This is a genomic window from Streptomyces sp. H27-D2, from assembly GCF_035828615.1.
In the GTDB taxonomy this organism is placed as follows: Bacteria; Actinomycetota; Actinomycetes; order Streptomycetales; family Streptomycetaceae; genus Streptomyces.
Window position 1 is genome coordinate 23,620 of record NZ_JAYMZR010000075.1, and the last position, 14,297, is coordinate 37,916.

The 14,297-nt window shown below is 70.7% G+C and carries 11 protein-coding genes; all 11 read left to right on the plus strand.

Going from position 1 to position 14,297, the window contains the following annotated elements; all coding sequences use genetic code 11:
- The first annotated feature begins 56 nt into the window (after nucleotides 1-56).
- Complete coding sequence (uvrC, locus tag QMK28_RS25055) at nucleotides 57-2,213, plus strand: excinuclease ABC subunit UvrC (RefSeq protein ID WP_326441805.1); 2,157 nt, start codon at nucleotides 57-59, stop codon at nucleotides 2,211-2,213.
- Nucleotides 2,210-3,325, plus strand: a complete 1,116-nt coding sequence (gene rapZ, locus QMK28_RS25060) for an RNase adapter RapZ (RefSeq protein WP_326441807.1) — start codon at nucleotides 2,210-2,212, stop codon at nucleotides 3,323-3,325. The genes uvrC and rapZ overlap by 4 nt, the downstream gene beginning before the upstream one ends.
- Nucleotides 3,322-4,344 (plus strand): gluconeogenesis factor YvcK family protein, encoded by a 1,023-nt coding sequence (locus QMK28_RS25065; RefSeq protein WP_326441809.1) that lies wholly within the window; start codon nucleotides 3,322-3,324, stop codon nucleotides 4,342-4,344. Before rapZ ends, QMK28_RS25065 begins: the two co-directional genes overlap by 4 nt.
- Nucleotides 4,335-5,312: a DNA-binding protein WhiA gene (whiA, locus tag QMK28_RS25070; protein WP_326441814.1), complete on the plus strand. Its 978-nt coding sequence runs from the start codon at nucleotides 4,335-4,337 to the stop codon at nucleotides 5,310-5,312. Before QMK28_RS25065 ends, whiA begins: the two co-directional genes overlap by 10 nt.
- Before the next feature lie 223 nt (nucleotides 5,313-5,535).
- Complete coding sequence (locus QMK28_RS25075) at nucleotides 5,536-8,523, plus strand: M14 family metallopeptidase (RefSeq protein ID WP_326441816.1); 2,988 nt, start codon at nucleotides 5,536-5,538, stop codon at nucleotides 8,521-8,523.
- Between the two features lie 205 nt (nucleotides 8,524-8,728).
- The gene (gap, locus tag QMK28_RS25080; RefSeq protein WP_326441818.1) at nucleotides 8,729-9,733 is read left to right on the plus strand and encodes a type I glyceraldehyde-3-phosphate dehydrogenase; all 1,005 of its coding nucleotides are present in this window, start codon (nucleotides 8,729-8,731) and stop codon (nucleotides 9,731-9,733) included.
- A gap of 117 nt (nucleotides 9,734-9,850) precedes the next feature.
- A complete protein-coding gene (locus QMK28_RS25085; RefSeq protein WP_326441820.1) occupies nucleotides 9,851-11,053 on the plus strand; it encodes a phosphoglycerate kinase in 1,203 nt (400 codons plus the stop codon).
- 7 nt (nucleotides 11,054-11,060) lie between these two features.
- Nucleotides 11,061-11,837, plus strand: coding sequence for a triose-phosphate isomerase (gene tpiA, locus QMK28_RS25090; RefSeq protein ID WP_326441822.1), 777 nt, complete (start codon nucleotides 11,061-11,063; stop codon nucleotides 11,835-11,837).
- Nucleotides 11,838-11,953: 116 nt separating this feature from the next.
- Nucleotides 11,954-12,184 (plus strand): preprotein translocase subunit SecG, encoded by a 231-nt coding sequence (secG, locus tag QMK28_RS25095; protein WP_326441824.1) that lies wholly within the window; start codon nucleotides 11,954-11,956, stop codon nucleotides 12,182-12,184.
- A 157-nt stretch (nucleotides 12,185-12,341) separates the two neighbouring features.
- The gene (locus tag QMK28_RS25100; protein WP_326441826.1) at nucleotides 12,342-12,677 is read left to right on the plus strand and encodes an RNA polymerase-binding protein RbpA; all 336 of its coding nucleotides are present in this window, start codon (nucleotides 12,342-12,344) and stop codon (nucleotides 12,675-12,677) included.
- Between the two features lie 431 nt (nucleotides 12,678-13,108).
- The coding region (locus QMK28_RS25105) for an MFS transporter (protein WP_326441828.1) at nucleotides 13,109-14,297 on the plus strand (1,189 nt) is incomplete at its 3' end.

The window sequence follows — 14,297 nt, forward strand, 5'->3', positions numbered from 1 at the left end:
ACGAACAGGGTCGGCGCGGCAGCGGAAGTGTCACCCCCCACAAGTAGGGTGAGGGCATGGCAGACCCCAGCAGTTACCGACCCAAGCCGGGACAGATCCCCGACACTCCGGGGGTCTACAAATTCCGTGACGAGCACCGCAGAGTGATCTACGTCGGGAAGGCGAAAAGCCTGCGCCCGCGGCTGTCCTCGTACTTCCAGGACCTGGCGAACCTGCACCCGCGCACCCGCACCATGGTCACCACGGCCGCCTCCGTCGAGTGGACCGTGGTCTCCACCGAGGTCGAGGCGCTCCAGCTGGAATACTCCTGGATCAAGGAGTTCGACCCGCGCTTCAACGTCAAATACCGCGACGACAAGAGCTACCCGTCGCTGGCCGTGACCCTCAACGAGAAGTACCCCAGGGTCCAGGTCATGCGCGGCCCCAAGAAGAAGGGCGTGCGCTACTTCGGTCCGTACGGTCACGCGTGGGCGATCCGCGAGACCGTCGACCTGATGCTGCGCGTCTTCCCCGTGCGGACCTGCTCGGCCGGGGTGTTCAAGCGCTCCGAGCAGATCGGCCGCCCCTGCCTGCTCGGCTACATCGGCAAGTGCTCCGCGCCCTGCGTCGGCCGGGTCACCCCCGAGGAGCACCGCGAACTCGCCGAGGAATTCTGCGACTTCATGGCCGGCCGCACGGGCACGTACCTGCGCCGCCTGGAAGAGCGGATGCGGGACGCGGCCGAGGCGATGGAGTACGAGAAAGCGGGCCGGATCCGCGATGACATCGGCGCGCTCAAGCGCGCCATGGAGAAGAACGCGGTCGTCTTCAACGACGACACCGACGCCGACCTGATCGCGGTCGCCGAGGACGAGTTGGAGGCCGCCGTCCAGATCTTCCACGTCCGGTCCGGCCGCGTCCGGGGCCAGCGCGGCTGGGTCACCGACAAGGTGGAAGCCGTCGACACCGCCGGGCTGGTGGAGCACGCTCTGCAGCAGTTGTACGGCGAGGAGAAGGGCGACGCCGTGCCGAAGGAAGTGCTCGTCCCGGCGCTCCCGGACCCGGTGGAGCCGATCGGCCAGTGGCTCAGCGAGCGGCGCGGCTCCCAGGTCAGCCTGCGCATCCCGCAGCGCGGCGACAAGAAGGACCTGATGGCGACCGTGCAGCGGAACGCCCAGCAGGCGCTCGTGCTGCACAAGACCAAGCGCGCGTCCGATCTGACGACCCGCTCCCGCGCCCTGGAGGAGATCGCCGAGGCGCTCGGGCTGGACTCGGTGCCGCTGCGCATCGAGTGCTTCGACATCTCGCACCTGCAGGGCGACGACGTGGTGGCCTCCATGGTCGTCTTCGAGGACGGCCTCGCCCGCAAGAGCGAGTACCGCCGCTTCGCGATCAAGACCTTCGAGGGCCAGGACGACGTCCGGTCGATGCACGAGGTCATCAGCCGTCGCTTCCGCCGCTACCTCCAGGCGAAGGAGCGCACGGGGGAGTGGCTGGTGGAGTACGAGGACGGGGCGGACCCGGGCGCGGTGGCTGCGGGAGAGGCGGACGCGGGAATGGCGGACGCGGGCCCGGCAGCCGGCGGCCCGGTCGCGGCACCCGAAGCCCTCGCCGCTCCGGCCCCCGACGATCCGGCCGTCGGCCGGGACGAGGACGGCCGGCCGCGCCGCTTCGCCTACCCGCCCCAGCTCGTGGTCGTCGACGGCGGCCAGCCGCAGGTCGCCGCCGCCAAGCGGGCGCTCGACGAACTCGGCATAGACGACGTCGTCGTCTGCGGCCTCGCCAAGCGCCTCGAAGAGGTCTGGCTGCCGGGCGACGACGACCCGGTCGTGCTGCCCCGCAGCAGCGAGGGGCTCTACCTGCTGCAACGGGTGCGCGACGAGGCGCACCGCTTCGCCATCAGCTACCAGCGCACCAAACGCGCCAAATCCATGAAGGCCGGGCCGCTCGACGCGGTCCCCGGCCTCGGCGAGACCCGCCGGCTGGCCCTCGTCAAGCACTTCGGCTCGGTCAAGCGGCTGCGCGCCGCGACCGTCGAGCAGATCTGCGAGGTGCCGGGCATAGGCCGCAAGACCGCCGAGACAGTCGTGGCGGCGCTCGCGCGGGCGACACCCGGCGGCCCCGCGGTGAACACCGCCACAGGAGAGATCATTGAGGAGCCCGCTCCACGGAGCGGGAGCGAGGGCGACGTACCCGCGCCGGCCTCGGCAACGGAACGGGGGCACGGAAGATGAACGAGATCCACAGAGACAGCGGCCGAAAAGCCGAATCCACCGCCGGCATCGACGGCGCCGACGCCGGCGACGGCACGGACGCCACCGTTGGCACCGCCGGCATCAGCGACGCCACCAGCGCTGACACCGACGCCACCAGCGACAACACCGACGCGAACACCGACGCGAACACCGACGCCGACACCAACGACAGCGACAAGGACGGAGACCAGGTGACTACGGGCGCGACGCCGGAGGCCGGTGAGCCTGCCGCCATCCCGGAGCTGGTGATCATCTCCGGTATGTCGGGGGCGGGCCGCAGCACCGCCGCCAAGTGCCTGGAGGACCTCGGCTGGTTCGTGGTCGACAACCTGCCGCCCGCGCTGATCCCCACCATGGTGGACCTCGGCGCGCGCTCGCAGGGAAACGTGGCCCGGATCGCCGTTGTCGTCGACGTGCGCGGCCGTCGCTTCTTCGACAATTTGCGCGAATCACTCGCCGATCTGGACGCCAAGCACGTGAAGCGCCGGGTGATCTTCCTGGAGGCGTCCGACGACGCCCTGGTCCGCCGCTTCGAGTCGGTCCGCCGCCCGCACCCGCTGCAGGGCTCCGGCCGCATCGTCGACGGCATCGCGGCCGAGCGCGACCTGCTGCGCGAGCTGCGCGGCGACGCCGACCTGGTCATCGACACCTCCAGCCTCAACGTCCACGAGCTGCGCGCCAAGATGGACGCCCAGTTCGCCGGCGAGGAGGAGCCGGAGCTGCGCGCCACCGTCATGTCCTTCGGCTACAAGTACGGCCTGCCGGTCGACGCCGACCTGGTGGTCGACTGCCGCTTCCTGCCCAACCCGCACTGGGTCCCCGAGCTGCGCCCCTTCACCGGCCTCAACGAAGAGGTGTCCAACTACGTCTTCAACCAGCCCGGCGCCAAGGAGTTCCTGGACCGCTACGCCGAGCTGCTGGAGATCATCGCCACCGGCTACCGCCGTGAGGGCAAGCGCTATGTGACCATCGCCGTCGGCTGCACCGGCGGCAAGCACCGCAGCGTCGCGATGTCGGCGAAGCTCGCGGACCGCCTCGCCACCGAAGGCGTCGAGACCGTCCTCGTCCACCGGGACATGGGGCGCGAGTGACAACGCGGACCCGCAGGCTGCGCAGCGTCCGACGGCTCGTCGGAGCCCGTACCGGGGCGCAGCCCAAGGTCGTCGCGCTCGGCGGCGGACACGGGCTGTCCGCCTCGCTGGCCGCGCTGCGCCGGATCACCGGCGACCTGACCGCCGTCGTCACGGTCGCGGACGACGGCGGCTCCAGCGGCCGGCTCCGCGATGAGCTGGGGGTGCTGCCGCCCGGCGATCTGCGCATGGCGCTCGCGGCGCTGTGCGGCGACGACGAGTGGGGCCAGACCTGGTCCCAGGTGATCCAGCACCGCTTCCAGAGCGGGGGCGACCTGCACGGACACGCGGTCGGCAATCTGCTGATCGTGGCTCTCTGGGAGCAGCTGGGCGACCCCGTCGCGGCCCTGGAGTGGGTCGGGCGGCTGCTGGGGGCGCACGGCAGGGTTCTGCCCATGTCGGCGGTGCCGCTGGAGCTCCAGGCGCTCGTCAAGGGCCATGACCCGACACGCCCGGACGAGATCTCGACCGTTCGGGGCCAGGCCACCGTCGCGCTGACCCGCGGCGAGGTCCAGTCGGTGCATGTGGTTCCGCACGATCCGCCCGCCGTTCCGGAGGCCGTCGCGGCGGTGCTCGACGCGGACTGGGTGGTGCTGGGGCCCGGTTCCTGGTTCTCCTCGGTCATTCCGCACCTGCTGGTCCCTGAGCTGCTCGACGCGCTGATGGAGACGAAGGCCCGCAGGGTGCTCTCGTTGAACCTCGTGCCGCAGCCCGGGGAGACCGATGGCTTCTCTCCGCAGCGTCATTTGGAGGTTTTGGCCCGACACGCCCCTAAACTCGCCTTGGACGTGGTGCTGGCCGACGAGGCCGCCGTGCCCGACCGGGAAAGCCTCCGTGAAGCCGCCCAGCGGCTGGGGGGCACGGTCGCGCTGGCGCCGGTCGCAGCGCCCGATGGCCTTCCGAAGCATGATCCGGAGCTGTTGGCAGCCGCGTACGACCGTATTTTCCGGATGCATGGAAGGATCGGCCCATGGCGATGACGGCAGCGGTGAAGGACGAAATCTCCCGGCTTCCCGTCACCAGGACCTGTTGCCGCAAGTCGGAGGTCTCCTCGATCCTCCGCTTCGCGGGCGGTCTGCACTTGGTCAGCGGCCGGATCGTGATCGAGGCGGAGCTGGACACCGGGATCTCGGCCAGGCGGCTGCGCAAGGGCATCCTGGAGATTTTCGGCCACAATTCCGATCTGGTGGTGATGGCTCCCGGCGGACTGCGCAGGGGCAGCCGCTATGTCGTGCGCGTGGTGGCGGGCGGTGACCAGCTGGCCCGGCAGACCGGTCTGGTGGACGGCCGCGGCAGGCCGATCCGCGGGCTGCCGCCGCAGGTCGTCTCGGGCGCGACGTGTGACGCGGAGGCGGCCTGGCGCGGCGCTTTCCTGGCGCACGGCTCGCTCACCGAGCCCGGCCGCTCGTCCTCCCTGGAGGTCACCTGCCCCGGCCCGGAGGCGGCGCTCGCCCTGGTCGGCGCGGCGCGCCGGCTCGGCATCCCGGCCAAGGCCCGCGAGGTGCGCGGGGTGGACCGGGTGGTCGTACGGGACGGCGATGCCATCGGCGCGCTGCTGACCCGGCTCGGCGCGCATGAGGCGGTGCTCGCCTGGGAGGAGCGGCGGATGCGCCGCGAGGTGCGGGCCACCGCGAACCGGCTGGCGAACTTCGACGACGCGAATCTGCGCCGCTCGGCGCGCGCGGCCGTCGCCGCGGGGGCGCGGGTGCAGCGTGCGCTGGAGATCCTCGGCGAGGAGGTGCCCGAGCACCTCGCCGCGGCCGGCCGGCTGCGCATGGACCACAAGCAGGCGTCGCTGGAGGAGTTGGGCGCGCTCGCGGACCCGCCGTTGACCAAGGACGCCGTCGCGGGCCGGATCCGCCGGCTGCTCGCCATGGCGGACAAGAAGGCCCAGGACATGGGCCTGCCCGGTACGGAGTCGACGCTGACCGAGGAAATGGTGGGCTGACCGCCCCTGTCACGCCCCGGCCGCCCCACGGCAGTCCCCCCGCGGCAGGTCCCCCCGGCGGCCCCGCCGGAGAGCCCTCCCGGACACCTCCCGCCCCCGATGCCCGAAATGGGCGCCGGGGGCGAGGTATGCGCAAACCTCAGGTGCTATTGACATGATCATGCGGGATCGTGAGCCTGTCGTCTGTGTGCACTGATGTGGCAGGCACCGGCAAGGGGGGCTCATGAGACGCAAGGCGAGATCGATCCTCGCAGCGGCTTCACTGCTGATCGGAGGAATGGCGGCGGCACCCGTCGCCCAGGCTCAGAATCAGGCTCAGAACCAGGTACAGGACCAGCCGTCGGCCGAGCGCGGCGGCGCCGCCGGAGACACGGTGTCCACCTGGACCGCCGAGGTCACCAGGGCGCAGATCCCGCTGCTGCTCGCGGCCGGCGCGGACGGCCATGAACTGGGCGAGCGGGCGCCGGCCAAGGGCACCGCCGAGGTCGAGCTGTACCTCACCGGGAAACAGGCCGCGGGGCTGCGCGGTCAGGGCGTCCAGCTGACGAAGAAGACCCTCTCCGAGAAGGCGCGGAACCGCGTCGAGGCCGCGGGCGACGGCGTCTACCGCCCGTACGGCGCCCAGGGCGGTCTGATGAAGGAGATCATCGACACCAACCGGGCGCACCCGGGGCTCACCAAGGTCGTCAACATCGGCAAGACGGTCCAGGGCAAGGACATCCTCGCGCTCAAGATCAGCAAGGGCGCCGCCAAGACCGCCGACGGCAAGAAGCCCGCGGTGCTCTACATGTCCAACCAGCACGCCCGGGAGTGGATCACCCCGGAGATGACCCGCCGGCTGATGCATTACTACATCGGCAACTACGGCAAGAACGACCGGGTCACCAAGATCGTGGACCGCACCGAGCTGTGGTTCGTGCTCTCCGCCAACCCGGACGGCTACGACTACACCTTCGGCCCCGGCCACCGGCAGTGGCGCAAGAACCTCCGCGACAACAACGGCGACGGCGCGATCACCCCCGGCGACGGTGTCGACCTGAACCGCAACTTCGCCTACAAGTGGGGCTACGACAACGAGGGCTCCTCGCCCCAGCCGGGCAGCGAGACGTACCGCGGCCAGGGCCCGATGTCCGAGCCCGAGACCAAGGCCATCGACGCCTTCCAGAAGCGCGTCGGCTTCGAGTACGGCATCAACTACCACTCCGCCGCCGAACTGCTGCTCTACGGCGTCGGCTGGCAGGTCGCGACCGACACGCCCGACGACGTCCTCTACAAGTCGCTCGCCGGCACCCCGGAGAACTCCGCGATCCCCGGCTACCACCCGCAGGTCTCCTCGGAGCTGTACACGACCAACGGCGAGGCCGACGGGCACGCGGCCAACGTCAACGGGATGATGATGTTCACCCCGGAGATGTCCACCTGCGCCACCGCCTCCCGCATCGACCCGAACGACCCCTGGAACGCGGCCGACTGCGCGTCGGTCTTCACCTTCCCGGACGACGAGAAGCTGATCCAGCAGGAGTTCGCCAAGAACATCCCCTTCGCGCTCTCCGTCGCCGAGACCGCCCAGCACCCCGACCAGCCCTCCTCCTCGGTGGGCATCGACGCGCCGGACTTCACCCCCGCCGCCTTCACCGCCTCCTACGCCCGCGGCGCCGACCAGGAAGTGGCCGTCACCGCCCGTAAGAGCGTGCGCGACAAGCGGCTCAACTACCGGATCGACGGCGGCCGTACGCACACCGAGCGGCTCGCGGCCTGGAAGGGCGGCGAGACCTACGGCGGCGACGACAACCTGCGTTTCGACCAGTACCGGGCCGAGGTCGAGGACGCGGAGGTCGGCGACAAGGTCGATGTCTGGTTCACCGGCCGCACCCGCGGCGGCAAGCGGACCGCGAGCGACCCCTTCCGCTACACCGTCGCCGAACGCCCCCGCGCCGACACCCTGGTGATCGCCGAGGAAGGCGGAACCGGCGCGGCCCAGCAGCTGCCCGCGTACACCCGGGCGCTCGCCGACAACCACCGCGAGGCGGCCGTCTGGGACGTCGGCGTCAAGGGCGCGCCCAGCGCGCTCGGCGTGCTGAGCCACTTCAAGACCGTGCTCTGGTACTCCGGCGCGAACAAGCCGGGCGGGGCGACCCTGCTGGCCGTACGCGACTTCCTCAACGAGGGCGGCAAGCTGATCACCACCGGCGAGCAGGCGGGCGGCAGCTCGCGGGTCGGCCCCGCCGACACCGACGACTTCAGCCAGTACTACCTGGGCGCCGACGGCCGGATCTCGCTCAAAGCGCCGCCGGAGTTCGGCGGCGCGGGCAAGCTCGCCGGCGCGAAGGCGGACCTCGCCGGCGCGGCGGGGAACCCGCTCGACGCGGCGGGCGCGTACACCGTCACCTCCGACTCGCTGCCCCCTGCGCAGTTCCCGCAGTTCCGCAGTTCCGCGGCGGGCGAGTACCCCGGGGTGCGCACCCCGTTCCAGCCCTACGAGGGCGACTGGTTCGCCGCGGCCGTGCACCGGGACAACTCCTGGATGCGGCTGGCCAGGACCGTCGATCTGAGCGGCACGGGCGCGGACGCGAAGCCGAGCCTGGACTTCATGCTCAGCTACGACACCGAGGGCGACTACGACAACGTGATCGTCGAGGCGCACACGGTGGGCCAGGACGACTGGACCACGCTGCCGGACGCCAAGGGCGGTACGACCAGCGAGGTCCCCGCCGAGTGCGCCGCGGGCTTCTACGTCAACGCGCACCCCTTCCTGGCCCGCTATCTGACCGTCGGTGACGACGACTGCCTGGCGACGGGCAGCTCTGGCGGCTGGAACCGCTTCACCGGCTCCTCCGACGGCTGGCGGCCTGTCTCCTTCGACCTCAGCGGCTACGCGGGCAAGAAGGTCGAGCTGTCCGTCTCGTACGTCAGCGACCCGGGCACCGGCGGCCGGGGCGTCTTCGTCGACAACACCAGGCTCGTGACCGGCGGTACCGGCCAGGGCGCCGAGGGTTTCGAGACCTCGCTCGGCCCCTGGACCGTGCCGGGACCGCCGGCCGGGAGCCCGGCGAACACCGTGGACTGGGCCCGCTCCAAGGAGCTGTTCCGCTCCTCGGCGGCCGTGACCACGCGGGACACCGTGCTGCTGGGCTTCGGCCTGGAGCATGTGCGGACCGCCCGTGAGCGGGCCGCGCTGCTGGGCGCCGCGCTGCGAGCGGTGCGCGACTGAGCGGACCGCGGCCCTGATGGGCGCGCCCGCACCGCGATAATCCGGTGTCAACACCGGGTGGCCCGCGTCCCCCCGACGGGTGGGCGCGGGCCGTCCCCGTGGATGTCACGTGCGTCTCGCGTTGGGGGTAGGGTCGGCAGTGGTCGGGGACATCCCATACAGCTCGCCGGTGTCCAAACCGGCACACCAACGAGGAGATCGGTTCGTGACGATCCGCGTAGGCATCAACGGCTTCGGCCGCATCGGGCGCAACTTTTTCCGGGCCGCCCTGGAACAGGGCGCGGACATCGAGATCGTCGGTGTCAATGACCTGACCGACAATGCGACCCTGGTGCACCTGCTCAAGTACGACACCATTCTGGGTCGCCTCAAGGCAGAGGTCAGCCACACCGACGACACCATTACGGTCGACGGCAAGACATTCAAGACGATGGCAGAGCGCGACCCGGCGAAGCTCCCCTGGGGCGAGCTCGGCGCGGACGTCGTCATCGAGTCCACCGGCATCTTCACCAAGCGTGACGACGCGGCCAAGCACATCGCGGCCGGCGCCAAGAAGGTCCTCATCTCGGCTCCGGCCAAGAACGAGGACATCACCATCGTGATGGGCGTCAACCAGGACAAGTACGACGCCGCCAAGCACGACGTGATCTCCAACGCCTCCTGCACCACGAACTGTGTGGCGCCGATGGCGAAGGTGCTGCTGGAGAACTTCGGCATCGTCAAGGGCATGATGACGACGGTGCACGCGTACACCAACGACCAGCGCATCCTGGACTTTCCGCACTCCGACCTGCGTCGGGCCCGCGCGGCCGCGGAGAACATCATTCCGACCACCACCGGTGCCGCCAAGGCCACCGCGCTGGTCATCCCGGAGCTCAAGGGCAAGCTGGACGGCATCGCGATGCGCGTCCCGGTCCCCACCGGCTCCGTGACCGACCTGGTGATCGAGCTGGAGCGCGAGGTCACCGTGGACGAGGTGAACGCCGCGTTCCAGAAGGCCGCCGAGGGCCAGCTCAAGGGCATCCTCGACTACACCGAGGACGCGATCGTCTCCTCGGACATCGTCAACTGGCCGGCCTCCTGCACCTTCGACTCCTCCCTGACGATGGTTCAGGGCAAGAGCGTGAAGGTCATCGGCTGGTACGACAACGAGTGGGGTTACTCCAACCGCCTCGTGGACCTGGCCGTCTTCGTCGGCGGCCAGCTCTGATCGCTGCCGCAGCAGGCACCGAGATGTGAATCGGACAGGGCTCGTACGACGCGATGGCGCGTCGTCCGAGCCCTGTCTCATGCAGGCTGACACGCAGACTCAAGGAGTCCACCGAGCATGAAGACGATCGACGACCTCGACGTCGCCGGCAAGCGGGTCTTCGTCCGCGCCGACCTCAATGTGCCGCTCGACGGCGGCACCATCACCGACGACGGCCGCATCCGCGCCGTCCTGCCGACCATCACCAAGCTCGCCGCCGCCGGCGCCAAGGTGATCGTCGCCTCCCACCTGGGCCGCCCCAAGGGCGCGCCGGACCCGCGGTTCTCCCTCGCCCCCATCGCGAAGCGGCTCGGCGAACTGCTCAAGACGGGCGTCGCGTTCGCTGCCGACACCGTCGGCGAGAGCGCCCGGCAGACCGTCGCGGGCCTCGCGGACGGCCAGGTCGCGCTGCTGGAGAACCTCCGCTTCAACGCGGGCGAGACGGCCAAGGACGACGCCGAGCGCGGCGCCTTCGCCGATGAGCTCGCGGCCCTCGCGGACGTGTACGTCGGCGACGGCTTCGGGGCCGTGCACCGCAAGCACGCCTCCGTCTTCGACCTTCCCGCCCGGCTGCCGCACGCGGCCGGCGGGCTGATCGCCACCGAGGTGGCGGTCCTCAAGAAGCTCACCGAGCAGGTCGAGCGGCCCTACGTCGTCGTCCTCGGCGGCTCCAAGGTCTCCGACAAGCTCGGCGTGATCGACCACCTGCTGGACAAGGCCGACCGCATCCTGATCGGCGGCGGCATGGCGTTCACCTTCCTCAAGGCCCAGGGCCACGAGGTCGGCGCCTCGCTGCTCCAGGAGGACCAGATCCCGGCGGTCCAGGACTACCTCAAGCGGGGCGAGGAGCGCGGCGTGGAGTTCGTCCTCCCCGTCGACGTGCTGGTCTCCACCGGGTTCCCGGACCTCAAGACCAAGGCGCCCAGCAACCCGACCACGGTCGCCGCGGACGCCATCGGGGCCGACCAGCTCGGTCTGGACAGCGGCCCGCGGACCCGCGAGCTCTACGCCTCGAAGCTCGCCGACGCGGCTACCGTCTTCTGGAACGGCCCGATGGGCGTCTTCGAGCACCCCGACTACGCCGAGGGCACCCGCGCGATCGCGCAGGCGCTGCTCGACAGCCCGGCGTTCACCGTCGTGGGCGGTGGTGACTCGGCCGCGGCCGTGCGCATCCTGGGCTTCGACGAGAACGCGTTCGGCCACATTTCGACCGGTGGTGGCGCCAGCCTCGAATACCTCGAGGGCAAGACGCTCCCCGGCCTCGCCGCACTGGAGGACTGACCTACCTATGAGCAACCGCATTCCGCTGATGGCGGGCAACTGGAAGATGAACCTCAACCACCTTGAGGCCATCGCACACGTCCAGAAGCTGTCCTTCGCACTCGCCGACAAGGACTACGACGCGGTCGAGGTCGCCGTCCTGCCGCCGTTCACCGATCTGCGCTCGGTGCAGACGCTGGTCGACGGCGACAAGCTCAAGATCAAGTACGGTGCCCAGGACCTCTCCGCGCACGATTCCGGTGCGTACACGGGTGAGATCTCCGGCTCGATGCTGGCCAAGTTCCAGTGCACCTTCGTGGCGATCGGCCACTCCGAGCGCCGCCAGTACCACGGCGAGGACGAGGAGCTCGTCAACGCCAAGGTGAAGGCCGCCTACCGCAATGGGCTGACCCCGATCCTGTGCGTCGGCGAGGGCTTGAGCGTCCGCAAGGCCGGAAACCAGGTCTCGCACACCCTCGCGCAGCTCGACGGCGCGCTGAAGGACATCCCGGCCGAGCAGGCCGAGACGATCGTCGTCGCCTACGAGCCGGTGTGGGCCATCGGCACCGGCGAGGTCGCGACCCCCGCGGACGCGCAGGAGGTCTGCGGCGCGATCCGCCGCAGGCTCGCCGAGCTGTACACCGCTGAGCTGGCCGAAAAGGTCCGCATCCAGTACGGCGGTTCGGTCAAGTCCGGCAATGTCGCCGCCATCATGGCGCAGCCGGATGTGGACGGCGCGCTGATCGGTGGCGCCGCTCTGGACGTCGACGAGTTCGTCAAGATCGTCCGGTTCCGCGACCAGTAGGTATACCGACGGGCCCGGCCCGTCGTACCCTGTCGGGGGTCGGTACGTGTCCTGAGGGCACTGTCCGGCCCCCGACGCCCTTTTATTAGTCCGAGAGAGTTGGTCCAGCCGTGATCATGGGGTTCTCCATCGCCCTCATCGTCTTCAGCCTGCTGCTGATGCTGCTGGTGCTGATGCACAAGGGGAAGGGCGGCGGCCTTTCCGACATGTTCGGCGGCGGCATGCAGTCGTCCGTCGGCGGCTCCTCGGTCGCCGAGCGCAACTTGGACCGGCTCACCGTCGTGGTCGGTCTGCTGTGGTTCGCCTGCATTGTCGCTGTCGGGCTGCTGATGAAATTGGATAGCTGACACACCGTCGCAATCGCGGCCTATCATGGGCTGGCGTCCTCGCGTACGGGTGTAACTCCTGTCACTGGACGCGCGTTGGGCCTTACGTAGACTGGGGCGACCGCAGCGGAGCTGCTCGTTGATGCTTCGCGGCACCATCACGCAGGGAGTTACGACCGTGGCAAGTGGCAACGCGATCCGTGGAAGTCGGGTCGGAGCGGGGCCGATGGGAGAGGCGGAGCGCGGCGAGTCCGCACCGCGTCTCCGCATCTCCTTCTGGTGCTCGAATGGGCACGAGACGCAGCCGAGCTTCGCCAGCGACGCTCAGGTGCCCGATAGCTGGGACTGCCCGCGTTGCGGCTTCCCCGCCGGCCAGGACCGGGACAGTCCGCCTGCCCCGCCGCGTACCGAGCCCTATAAGACCCACCTCGCCTATGTGCGGGAGCGGCGCAGTGACGCTGACGGCGAGGCGATCCTCGCCGAGGCGCTCGCCAAGCTCCGCGGCGAGATCTGAGCTCGCGCACCACTGCTGTGCACGTCCGGCCCGGCCGGAGGGATGAGGTCCCTCCGGCCGGGCCGGACGCGTTCGGCGGCGGCGTCCGGGGCGTGGAATCCCCGCTCCGAGGCAGGAGTCCCCTTTCTGAGGCAGGGAAGCCCCTGTTCTGAGGTCCGGATTCCGCTGTTCTGAGGCCCGGATCGGGGAATCCGGCGTAGCGACCGCTGTCAGTGCCGGGCGCTACGGTCGCCACCATCGGGAGATCGAGGACGACGGGGTGGGCGATGGCGGGGGAACCGGCGGTGGATTCCGGCGCGGGGACGCGCGCGGAGACGTCTGACGGGGTGGTTGGCGGAGCGGTTCGCGAATCGGCCGACCTGGCGCGGGGCGGTGCGCCCTCCTGGCGCGGCGGGTTCGGCCGGCTGTGGTCGGCCGCGGTGGTCTCTCGTTTGGGTGACGCGTTGCGCGGCGCCGCGCTGCCGCTGCTCGCTTACGGGCTGACCGACTCACCGTTCCTCATCGCGCTGGTTACCGCGTGCGGATTTCTGCCGTGGCTGCTCTTCGGGCTTCTCGGCGGGGCCGTAGCGGACCGGGTGGACCAGCGCCGGGCCATGTGGGCGGTGGACGCGGCGCGCGGCGTGCTGATGGCGGCCTTCGCGCTGACCGTCGCGCTCGGACACGCCACCATCGGCCTGCTGTTGGCGCTCGCGTTCGCCCTGACGACTCTCCAGACGCTCTTCGACAACGCGGCCACCGCTCTGCTCCCGTCGGTGGTGCCCAGGGCGGCGCTGAGCAAGGCCAACGCCCGGCTGATGACCGGCCAGGAGATCGCGGGCCGCTTCGTCGGCGCGCCCCTGGTGCCGCTGCTGCTCGGCCTCGGCCTGGCGGTGCCGTTCGCCGTCGACGCGGCGAGCTACTTCCTCGCAGCCGCGCTGATCGCCTCGTTGCGGCCCCGGCGCGTTACGGCGGCCGACACCGCTGCTGGTGCGGCGGCCGGTGCCGTGACCGGTACGAGGGCCGGTGCGGCGAGCGAGGAGGCGACCGGTACGAGGGCCGGTGCGGCGAGCGAGGAGGCGACCGGGGCGGCGGCCGGTGCGGCGAGCGAGGAGGCGGACGGTACGGCGGCGACCGGGGCGGCGAGCGCGGAACCGGTCGAGCCGCCCGCCGCCGAGGGGCCGACGATGCGCCGCGATATCGCCGAGGGCATACGGGTGTTGCGGGGCGACCGGGTCCTGCGGGCGCTGTGCGTGTCCACCACGCTCTGCAACATCGGGGTCGGCGCCCTCATCGCGACCCTCGTCGTGCTGGTCAAGGGCTGGCTGGACGCGGGGAACCCCGGCTTCGTCGCCGCGACGACGGCGTACGGCATCGGCAGCGTCGCCGGGGGGCTGGTCGCGGGGTGGGTCGCCGACCGCTGCGGCCAGGCCCGCGCACTGCTGGCCTGCGGGGTCCTCCAGTTCGGCTGCCTGCTCACGCTGGGCGCGGTGCGCGAGCTGCCCGCCGCCGTGGCCGCGCTGCGCCCCTACACCGACCGCGAGCTGCGGTTCCACTTCGTGTCGAACGTCGACGGCGCGGACCTGCACGAGGCGCTGCGCGACCTCGACGCGGCCGAGACGCTGTTCGTCATCGCCTCGAAGA

Coding starts and splice junctions, on each gene's coding strand:
- tpiA (WP_326441822.1), top strand. CDS start 11,061: ATGAGCAACCGCATTCCGCTGATGGCGGGCAACTGGAAGATGAACCTC.
- rapZ (WP_326441807.1), top strand. CDS start 2,210: ATGAACGAGATCCACAGAGACAGCGGCCGAAAAGCCGAATCCACCGCC.
- uvrC (WP_326441805.1), top strand. CDS start 57: ATGGCAGACCCCAGCAGTTACCGACCCAAGCCGGGACAGATCCCCGAC.
- QMK28_RS25085 (WP_326441820.1), top strand. CDS start 9,851: ATGAAGACGATCGACGACCTCGACGTCGCCGGCAAGCGGGTCTTCGTC.
- whiA (WP_326441814.1), top strand. CDS start 4,335: ATGGCGATGACGGCAGCGGTGAAGGACGAAATCTCCCGGCTTCCCGTC.
- secG (WP_326441824.1), top strand. CDS start 11,954: ATGGGGTTCTCCATCGCCCTCATCGTCTTCAGCCTGCTGCTGATGCTG.
- QMK28_RS25075 (WP_326441816.1), top strand. CDS start 5,536: ATGAGACGCAAGGCGAGATCGATCCTCGCAGCGGCTTCACTGCTGATC.